This is a genomic window from Pseudoalteromonas sp. SG43-7 (genome assembly GCF_014164295.1).
Taxonomy (GTDB): domain Bacteria; phylum Pseudomonadota; class Gammaproteobacteria; order Enterobacterales; family Alteromonadaceae; genus Pseudoalteromonas; species Pseudoalteromonas rhizosphaerae.
In genome coordinates this window covers 1-9574 of record NZ_JACJEY010000092.1, presented here as the reverse complement: position 1 = coordinate 9574, position 9574 = coordinate 1, and the positions used below count along the sequence as shown (strand labels likewise).

The 9574-nt window shown below is 41.2% G+C and carries 9 protein-coding genes; 2 read left to right on the top strand and 7 right to left on the bottom strand.

All coding sequences use genetic code 11. The annotated features are described in order from the left end of the window. Positions 1–43: 43 nt before the first annotated feature. From H5200_RS22270 to H5200_RS24170, 3 genes are all read right to left on the bottom strand, one after another. Positions 44–676: an OmpA family protein gene (locus H5200_RS22270; RefSeq protein ID WP_149983073.1), complete on the bottom strand. Its 633-nt coding sequence runs from the start codon at positions 674–676 to the stop codon at positions 44–46. 77 nt (positions 677–753) lie between these two features. Next, a complete protein-coding gene (locus H5200_RS24175) occupies positions 754–1122 on the bottom strand; it encodes a hypothetical protein (protein ID WP_259399268.1) in 369 nt (122 codons plus the stop codon). Then, the gene (locus H5200_RS24170) at positions 1074–1547 is read right to left on the bottom strand and encodes an ABC transporter substrate-binding protein (protein ID WP_259399267.1); all 474 of its coding nucleotides are present in this window, start codon (positions 1545–1547) and stop codon (positions 1074–1076) included. Before H5200_RS24170 ends, H5200_RS24175 begins: the two co-directional genes overlap by 49 nt. Before the next feature lie 122 nt (positions 1548–1669). On the opposite strand from H5200_RS24170, the gene chrA reads away from it, so the two are divergent. Then, the gene (chrA, locus tag H5200_RS22260; RefSeq protein WP_182762685.1) at positions 1670–2818 is read left to right on the top strand and encodes a chromate efflux transporter; all 1149 of its coding nucleotides are present in this window, start codon (positions 1670–1672) and stop codon (positions 2816–2818) included. Here chrA and H5200_RS22255 read toward each other — a convergent pair. The 3 genes from H5200_RS22255 to speA all read right to left on the bottom strand — a co-directional run bounded on the left by H5200_RS22255 (position 2781) and on the right by speA (position 7004). Then, entirely contained in the window at positions 2781–4040 is a 1260-nt protein-coding gene (locus H5200_RS22255; RefSeq protein ID WP_182762683.1) for a mechanosensitive ion channel family protein, read from the bottom strand. The genes chrA and H5200_RS22255 overlap by 38 nt on opposite strands. A 140-nt stretch (positions 4041–4180) precedes the next feature. Next, positions 4181–5062 (bottom strand): acyltransferase, encoded by an 882-nt coding sequence (locus H5200_RS22250; protein WP_182719103.1) that lies wholly within the window; start codon positions 5060–5062, stop codon positions 4181–4183. Between the two features lie 64 nt (positions 5063–5126). After that, positions 5127–7004 carry a biosynthetic arginine decarboxylase gene (gene speA, locus H5200_RS22245; RefSeq protein WP_145241988.1) on the bottom strand — a complete coding sequence of 626 codons (1878 nt, stop codon included), beginning with the start codon at positions 7002–7004 and terminating at the stop codon, positions 5127–5129. A gap of 203 nt (positions 7005–7207) precedes the next feature. Between speA and speE the strand changes: the two genes are divergently transcribed. Further along, positions 7208–8071, top strand: coding sequence for a polyamine aminopropyltransferase (gene speE, locus H5200_RS22240; RefSeq protein WP_182762681.1), 864 nt, complete (start codon positions 7208–7210; stop codon positions 8069–8071). 264 nt (positions 8072–8335) lie between these two features. Here speE and H5200_RS22235 read toward each other — a convergent pair whose 3' ends face one another. Beyond that, positions 8336–9451: a methyl-accepting chemotaxis protein gene (locus tag H5200_RS22235; RefSeq protein ID WP_259399266.1), complete on the bottom strand. Its 1116-nt coding sequence runs from the start codon at positions 9449–9451 to the stop codon at positions 8336–8338. Positions 9452–9574: the final 123 nt, after the last annotated feature.

The window sequence follows — 9574 nt, the reverse complement described above, 5'->3', positions numbered from 1 at the left end:
ATCTCAATCATTTGCTACCTAAGAAAATGATTGAGATAAAACATTAACCTTTAGTATTTGGTACAATTTGAACTTCCACGCGGCGGTTTTGCGCGCGGCCGTTGGCGCTGTCATTGCTGGCAATTGGGCGAGTTTCGCCGTAACCACGTGTACTAATACGCCCAGCTAGAATTTGCTGATTCACTAAGTAACCTTTCACACTCTGCGCACGCTGTTGCGATAACGTCATGTTGTAGCTATCTTTACCTGTGCTATCGGTATGGCCTTCAATACTTAAATAAGTTTTTTCGTACTTATTCATCACTTTAGCAATAGCATCAAGGGTGTTATGAAAGCCTGATGAAATATACGATTGATCGGTGGCAAAAGTTATATTAGCTGGCATCACTAAACGTAAGTTATCGCCTTCACGCACAACTTCAACACCGGAGCCGGCTAACTCATCACGAAAAGCTGCTTCTTGTTTATCCATATAGTCACCAACCGCAGCGCCGGCTAGCGCGCCAATAGCGGCACCAATGAAGATACGTTTATCATCATGATCTCCGGTTGCCTTACCAAGTACTGCGCCTGTAGCTGCACCAATACCAGCTCCCATTCCTGTATTGGTGGTCTCACAACCCGTTAATAATAATCCAACAATAGTCGCTGTTAGTAATGGTTTGGTTAAAGTCATGGTATTTCCTTGGTTATTAATTCTTTCATTAACAGCTAGTATGCAAACATTGTAATGAACGAAATATGAAGAAGATGTTAAAAGCTCAGCGCTTGCTCGTTAAGAGGAGGAAGTTCATAGGGAGCAATTAATGTATTTAGCTGACCAGTGGCAGCCATTGTTTTTATTAGCGCATCAACCTGCTGCGCTAATGGGGTTGCTGAAAACTGTTTACTTAAAGCGAGATAACCATAGATTATGTCATTAAAACGATACCGCATTTTAACTAGTTTATTGGCTGGCTGATTCAGCACACTCATAGCATGATCCGCGGTATCTTCAACGGCAATAACTAAATCTGCACGCCCTTTCAATAATAGGTTAATAGCTGTGCTTTCTGTTAAAACAGCTATTTTAGTCAGTTCATCGTCTTCATCAAAACGTTTAAAATGTACGGCACCTCGCATAATCGCAATTTTTTACCATATAAATCGTCATAGTTGTTGATTTGTAATTGGCTATCTTCGCGTGCATAAAATACAAATGACGAGGTTAAAACCATATAAGGTGGGGTTACAAATTGCATTACTTGCTGACGCATAGGTGTGAGGATCAAACCTCCCATCGCATTAACTTCGCCTTGCTCTAACATTCTTACACAGCGTGAAAATGGGCAACCAACCAGCTCTAACTTAAAAGGAAGTTGCTTTTTCATCTCCCGAAAAATATCAACAATCGCGCCTGATACTTCACCATTTTGATTAATTTGGCTATACGGTGGTGCATGATCCACGGCTAACGATATTTTTTGCACAGCCGCATTAGGTTCATTTGCAGCATAGGCATAGTTTATAAAGGCAAAAATTATAAAAATATAAACAATAAATCGCATAACTACTTAACTTTAACAAAGCCTTTTTTACATTGTAGACAGGTACAAAGATTAAAAACCATAAAATTGTCACGAAATTTTGTCATACTAAGCTGTTACGGCAATAAGAAACGAGAGAATTCATGTTACTAGCTATTTTTAAGCAGTTTTTTTTACTTGGTTGCATGAGCTTTGGCGGGCCAGCTGCACATTTAGGTTATTTTAAACGTCATTTTGTTGATAACTTGCAATGGCTCAATGCTCAACGTTATGCACAACTAATCAGTCTTAGTCAGGCTCTGCCTGGACCTGGGTCTAGCCAAGTGGGTTTTGCTATTGGTGTGGAGCGAGCAGGCGTATTAGGCGGTATTGCTGCTTTTGTTGGCTTTACCTTACCTTCCTTTTTGATCATGGCTTTATTAGCGATTAGCGCCCACCAATTTGATGCTATTTACTTTGCAATAGTTGCCGGTTTAAAACTATTTGCTGTAGTAATTGTGGCCGATGCTACGCTGAGTATGGCAAAAAGCTTTTGCACTAGCTGGGTACTCAAAGCGCTTGCTGTGTTAAGTACCTTAGTGCTGATCTTATTACCGAGCCTGAGCAGTCAAATATTGGCTCTATTAGCAGCCGCTGCTATTGGCGCAATATGGCCATTGCTTAATCTAGCTCAAAGTAATCAAACAGCAACTAAGCAGCGCACAGTTAACTGGCCTGCACTCATTCTATTTGCACTATTATTGCTAGTGAGCTTTGTCCCACTAGGTTCTCAATTTGCAGGTTTTGCACCCTTTTATCAAGCTGGGGCTATGGTTTTTGGCGGCGGTCATGTGGTATTGCCGATACTTCAAGCTGGCTTACCAAGTTTAAACACTGAGCAATTTTTATCAGCTTACGCCAGCGCACAAGCGGTGCCTGGGCCAATGTTCACCATTGCTAGTTATTTAGGCGCAGAGCTTAATAGCGAGCAGCCGCTTGTTGGTGCGGTGATTGCAACCTTACTGATTTTTACTCCTGGTTTTTTGTTAATGTTAGCATTTCAAAAAAGCTGGCTGCAATTATCTGAACGCCCCCGCTTTGCCAGCTGTATTGCCGCGCTTAATGCCGCTGTGGTAGGTTTTTTAGCGGCTGCATTGTATTCACCAATTTGGACATCCGCAGTTCACAACATTTGGCATATTGTGATTGTTGTTGCAGCTTTTGCATGGCTAAGGTTAGCAAAGCCTCCTATTTGGTGGCTATTAATCGTATTTGTTAGCCTTGGCCTGCTTCAGTATTATTTGCCACTTTAATGGTAGGTTTAATAGCGGTTGGGGTGATTGCTGCAGGACTAAATTGCCCCGAGACACTTTGATAAGCGCGTAGGTCAAAAATAGGTAATACCGCAAGTAGATGATCCATGATCTCTGCTTGCAGATGCTCGTACGATATCCAGCGCTTATCTTCACTAAAACAATAAAACTCTATCGGTAAGCCATGATTTAACGGTTGTAACTCCCGCACCATTAATGTCAGTGACGTGTTTATTTTACTGTGCTGCTTTAAATATCCTTCAGCATAACGACGAAATAACCCTAAATTTGATACCGGATCAGGTAAGGTATTCATCTTAATATATTCTTTTAACGCGATAGTTTGAGAAATCGTTTTAGTCAGCTCGTCATCAGCTAAACGAATGCTATTCATATCTATATTGAGTGAGCGCTTGATCCGACGACCTCCAGATTCTTGCATACCACGCCAGTTTTTAAATGAGCCGGCCACCAGCATATAAGTGGGGATAGTGGTGATAGTGTTATCCCAGTTTCGTACTTTTACGGTATTTAACCCAAGGTCAATTACTTCGCCGTCAGCACCATAGTTATCTACTTGGATCCAATCACCATAGGTTACTAAACGATTTGCTGCAATTTGAATGCTGGCTACAAAACCTAATATAGTGTCTTTGAATACTAACAAGGTCACCGCAGCAATTGCCCCGAAGCCTGAAAGAATATAGGTTGGCGATTTTTCCAGTACGATACTGACAATCAAAATCACACAAATCATAAAGGTAATAAGTTTTACTACTTGGATCAGCCCTTGAATCGGCACTTCGCGAGCAAACTCTAGTTGGTTATAAATGCCACCTGCAATACTTACTATGCTGCTGATGATAAAGCCAACATGAATAATTAATAAAGTTTGACCAATCGTCTTCAGCACTTCAGCAGCAAATTCAGTAACTGGATAAACACTATCAAATGTTGCTAAGAATAATACACAGCACAACATCCCGGCAAAACGACGGTTAAGTTTTGTCAGCATAGGCGCCAACAGCCCAATTCGCTCAGGAGAAAGTTTAGTCACCACCTTTTGAATACCTGGTAGCATTAAACGGCGGGTAAATAAATACACCACTAACAGCGAGAACACACCAATTGCAGTGGCTGTAAGAGAACTGAATAATACTGTGTCAGGCATACCCTGAAACCAAGGCTGCACAAATTGCTGTAAATGAGTTGGAGTCGTCATGATAATTCTAATTCCTTGCTGCGGGAGGCTCAATAACAGTCATTTTAGCTATATTGATTGTTGCTTAACACTGTAACAAACCCAAAACCAATACAAGCTTAACAGTACTGATTTGGGCCGTTACCTATTAGCATTTGCGACTATGACTTAAGTTTTTGCTCAAACTCGCTAAGCTGTTGTTCTTTCTCTTGCCATAAGCGATTTAATTCTGATTGAAAACGTACTCTAAATTCAGAATCTCCCGTGTAATCACCTATCAACTCTTGGCTTACCGGCATCACTTCTACATGAATATTAATTTGTTTTACTCGTCCACTGGCAAAATCCATAAAGGTAGGAATGCCCTCAGGATACTGAATAGTGACATTTACCACTTTAGAGATTTGCTCACCCATAGCTTGCATCACAAACGCCACCCCACCCGCTTTAGGTTTGAGTAAATGAGGAAACGGGCTATTTTGACGCGAATGTTTTTGCGCTGTAAAGCGAGTACCTTCAACGAAGTTAACCACACTCACCGGCATTTCTTTGAACTTTTCACAGGCTTTACGGGTTGTTTCTAAATCTTTACCACGTAATTTAGGATTCTTTTTTAATTGGCTTTTGCTGGTACGAGTCATAAAAGGGAAGTCAAGCGCCCACCAACATAGCCCCAAAACAGGAACGTATATCAATTCTTTTTTCAAAAAGAAGTTTAAAAATGGAATTTTACGATTAAACACACGCTGTAAAACTAAAATGTCCACCCAGCTCTGATGATTGGCAATCACTAAGTACCAGTCTTTTAGTTTGAGCTCTTCAAGGCCGGTAACACTTAGCTTGGTTGGTGTTAATAACTTTTGATTTAACGTATTAAACGTAACCCAAATAGAGGCGCACTGCTTAGCTGTCCAACTCATTAACTTTTGTAACGGTTTGATAGGGATAAGTTTAATTAGGCCACAAATAAAAATGGGAACAAACCAAATTAGTGTATTTATGGTGTAAAAGAAAATACTAAAAACACAACGGATCCAAGACATTACTACTTAATTCCTTTCATTAAAACTGTTCGGCAATTTAGAATGCAATACAAGAGTATCGCAATTAATCTTCAAAATATGTATACCCTTCAAGGCCCGCATTTAGCTCAGCTAAATACTGCTGCTTAATAGAGTCACTAATGTCGAGTTGCTGTACTGTGGTAGCAAAGTTATCCGAGAAAATATCGCTATCATAATCAACAAACTTTAATACATCCTTAACGCTATCACCCTTGATCGCATTGGTTAGTTGATAACCTTGTTCGGTGAGCTCTACATGGACTGAATCAGTATCACCAAATAAGTTATGTAGATCACCTAAAATCTCCTGGTAAGCTCCCACCATAAACATGGCAATGTGGTATTGTTGCCCAGGTACATATTGTGGAATAGGTAAGCTTGTTTCGATCCCTGCTCCCTCAACATATTCACGAATTTGCCCATCTGAGTCACAGGTAATATCTTGAATGATAGCGCGTTGCGTTAACGGCTTATCAAGGTTTTCAATCGGCATTACCGGGAATAATTGCTGGATCCCCCAGACATCTGGCAATGACTGAAACAATGAAAAATTCACAAATAATTTGTCGGCTAATTTTTCGTTTAAATCATCCAGTACTTCACGGTGAGCACGCGCATTGCTTAATGACGCTCGCACGCGATGCAAAATAGTAAAATACAGCTGCTCTATTTTCGCCCACTCCAACATGCTTACTAAACCATGTACGTATTGGTCATGCGCTTCGCTAAATAAGTGCATTGCATCATGGTAAATTTCTAGCGCCATACGTGGGTTTAAGCGTTGTAAACACTGCCACATTTCATCTAACACTAACGCACTATTTGGCTCAGGTGCACTAGGGTTGCTGTGATTTGGTGCTTGCTCAACATCAATCACATCAGTGATCAGCACTGCGTGGTGAGCAGTTAACGCACGGCCTGATTCAGTAATAATAGCCGGATGCGCTAAGTCATGCTGTTCGCACACTTCAGCAAACGCATTCACCACATTACGAGCATATTCTTCGACTGTGTAGTTCATGGAACAGGCACTGCGCGAGCCAGAACCTTCGTAATCAACGCCTAAACCACCACCTACATCAACGGTATTTAATGGCACACCTAGCTGGCTTAATTCTGCAAAGTGGCGTGAACATTCACGTAAAGCACGATGAATATCGCGAATATTGGCAATTTGTGAGCCTATATGAAAATGTACCATTTGCATTAAATGCAACTTATTGTGTTTTTTGAGTACTTCGACGGCCGTTAATACTTGCCCAGCTGTTAAGCCAAATTTACCTTTTTCGCCACCGGTATTTTGCCACTTCCCTTTACCCACTGAGTTTAAACGGATGCGAATACCAATGGCAGGCTCGATGCCTAGATCTTCAATCTCGGCTAATAACGTTGTTAACTCAGATAGCTTTTCAACGACGATTTTAACTTTATGGCCCATAGCTTGGCCAATACATGCTAAACGTAAAAACTCACTGTCTTTGTATCCATTACAAACAATAGTGATCGGTTGTTTTGCCACACCTAAAATCGCCATTAACTCAGGTTTTGAACCGGCTTCTAAACCGACTAAGCCGCTCGGGTGCGCCAATAACTTACTTACTACTGAACGCTGCTGATTTACTTTGATCGGATATACGCAAGTATATTGACCTTGGTAGGCACGGGCATTGCGCGCGCTACTAAATGCGCTGGTCATAGTATCTACACGATTTTGCAAGATATCGGTAAAGCGTACTAATACTGGTAACGTTAAACCCTGCTTTTTAAATTGTTCCGTTAACTCGGTTAATGAAATAGCGGCTTTCGTTTGATCGCCATCTGGGAAAGCAACCAGCTCACCTTGGCTATTAATATCAAAGTAACCATCGCTCCAATGAGCAACGTTATATGTAGAGCGTGCTGTATCTAAACCCCAAGTCATGGCAAATTCTTCTATAGTTAACAAGTTTCGCGGAATCACGCATTTTAGTACGTCATAACTCTCTACGCTAACAAAAAATGACCTTTAAGCCAAAGCTAAGATAAAATATATTCGCTATACTGATAAAATTTCATTGAGCAAAACGCCAAGCACTGGCAGAATTGCCCCTTTTTCATACTCAACTCAAAAGTGTAACTAGCGACATGGCAAATTTAGATCAAAGTAAATGGTTTACAGAAATCAGTGAACGTGACGGCAGTGCGTTTTCTATGCGCATCAACAAAAAGCTAGAAGAACAGCAATCGCCTTTTCAAAAAGTCGAAATGTACGAGACAACAGACTTCGGTAATCTAATGATTATTGACGGTTGTACTATGGTAACTAGCCGTGAAAACTTTTTTTACCATGAAATGATCAGCCACCCTGCACTACTTGCACACCCAAACCCAAAAAATGTAGTTATTATTGGTGGTGGTGACTGCGGCACTTTACGTGAGGTACTCAAGCACCCGGGCGTTGAGTCTGTTACACAAATCGATATCGATGAAGTAGTGACGCAAATGTCACTTAAATACTTCCCTGAGTTATGTGAAGCAAACCAAGATCCTCGCGCTACAGTAATGTTTGACGACGGTATTAAATACATGCGTGAAGCTGCAGCAGAATCAATCGATATCGTGATTGTTGATGGCACTGATCCAGTCGGTCCAGGTGAAGGTTTGTTTAACCATGCCTTTTACACGAGCTGTTTAAATGCACTACGCCCTGGCGGCATTATGGTACAACAAAGTGAATCACCGCTTATGCATATGCCATTACTGGTTGAAATGCGCGATGCGATGACTGATGTAGGCTTTAACGACTTACAAACACTGCCATTCCCACAACCTATTTACCCAAGTGGTTTATGGTCAGTAACACTTGCTCGTAAAGATGTAGCATTCGCCGGTTTTAGAGAAGACGCAGCAGCAGAGCTTGCGCAAACTACAGAGTATTACAATAATGGTATTCACCATGGCGCATTAGCAACACCGAACTTTATGAAGCGCGCTTTCGAAAAAAAGTAAACGTTATACCAATCGTTTTAAGTTACTGACCATTTATAGCGACAGAAAAATACAGTGGTAACAAGGCAGAGATTTTGACATGTAGTTGTTCTCGGCAATTGCTCCTGCATTGCTCTACCTCTTGCATCCATGCAGTCGTACATGAAAAATTACTAACGCATTTAGCGCGCTAGAATGGTTAAATATTTAAGTCGATTGGTATTAGATACTAACAACGCAAAAAAGGGTTCTCTCGAACCCTTTTTTATTGCCTACAGCAAACAATTAAACTTTAAAGCGCTGCACTAGGCGGCTTAATTCATCGGTTAATTGGTTCATTCTTACCGCAACTTCTTCAGTTGAACGTGCCAGCTCGCCACCTTGCATGGTTTGATCGTTCAATGATGATAAATTATGACTGATTTCTTCAGCTACTGCTGTTTGCTCATCGGTAGCTTGGGCTGTTTGCATAGCCATATCATTCACTTTTACTGATGACTCTTGCATCGCATTAAGTACATCATTGGTTTGCGTAAACGAGGCTACGGCTTCATCTGCAAAGCGTTTGCCACCATTAATTGCCGTTAAAGACTGCTCGACACTATTGGCAAACTGCTCAACCATTTTTTGAATATCGTTGGTACTTTCTTGAGTGCGCGTTGCCAAGGTGCGTACTTCATCGGCAACCACCGCAAACCCCCGCCCTTGTTCGCCAGCTCGCGCCGCTTCGATAGCAGCATTAAGCGCAAGTAAATTAGTTTGCTCCGCAATCGCGCGGATCACCTCTAGCACTTTAGCTATATTATCAGAGCTTTGTTGCAGTTCGGTTGATTTGTTACTGGCATGTTCCATATTTTCAGATAGCGCGACTATTTTATCACTCGAATTAGCCACAGCCGTTAAACCTTGCTTAGCCAGTTGCTGTGAGTTATCGGCTTCTTTTGACGATTGCTGCGCCACATTAGCGACTTCGCGACTAGCAACACTCATTTGATGAACCGCACTAACAATTGATTCAGATGCTTGGCTGAGTTTTTGAGTGATCTGATTATTTTGATTTGCGAACTGGCTTAAATCAGTTCCTAAATGGTTAAGCTCATTAGCTTGGCCTAAAATATCACGGATCAATTGCTGCAAATTATCTAAAAAGCGATTAAATGCCGTTGCCAGCTCGGCAAATTCATCTTGGCTTTTTACCACAATACGCTCTGTTAAATTACCATCACCAGAGGCAATATCATTAATTCTCGCAGTCACGTAATGCATTTGCTTCGTTAACTGACGTGGGATCATATAACTGAACCAAGCTGAAATGGCTAACAGCACCACCATAGTCAGTAAAAACAGTTTCGTTGTGGTTATCTTCTCTAGCAGCTTTTGTTTTTCTTGTTTAGACGTCAACCTAAAGTATCCCCAGAATTAGCCTTTATATATCAATGAACTAATAGTATTAAAAAATGTGGGAAGCGAGGGAACATTCATGGTGTTTTGTGATCTTATGAATCGCTTAAAAACAACAGAGCT

Coding starts and splice junctions, on each gene's coding strand:
- H5200_RS22270 (WP_149983073.1), bottom strand. CDS start 676: ATGACTTTAACCAAACCATTACTAACAGCGACTATTGTTGGATTATTA.
- H5200_RS24175 (WP_259399268.1), bottom strand. CDS start 1,122: ATGCGAGGTGCCGTACATTTTAAACGTTTTGATGAAGACGATGAACTG.
- H5200_RS24170 (WP_259399267.1), bottom strand. CDS start 1,547: ATGCGATTTATTGTTTATATTTTTATAATTTTTGCCTTTATAAACTAT.
- chrA (WP_182762685.1), top strand. CDS start 1,670: ATGTTACTAGCTATTTTTAAGCAGTTTTTTTTACTTGGTTGCATGAGC.
- H5200_RS22255 (WP_182762683.1), bottom strand. CDS start 4,040: ATGACGACTCCAACTCATTTACAGCAATTTGTGCAGCCTTGGTTTCAG.
- H5200_RS22250 (WP_182719103.1), bottom strand. CDS start 5,062: ATGTCTTGGATCCGTTGTGTTTTTAGTATTTTCTTTTACACCATAAAT.
- speA (WP_145241988.1), bottom strand. CDS start 7,004: ATGACTTGGGGTTTAGATACAGCACGCTCTACATATAACGTTGCTCAT.
- speE (WP_182762681.1), top strand. CDS start 7,208: ATGGCAAATTTAGATCAAAGTAAATGGTTTACAGAAATCAGTGAACGT.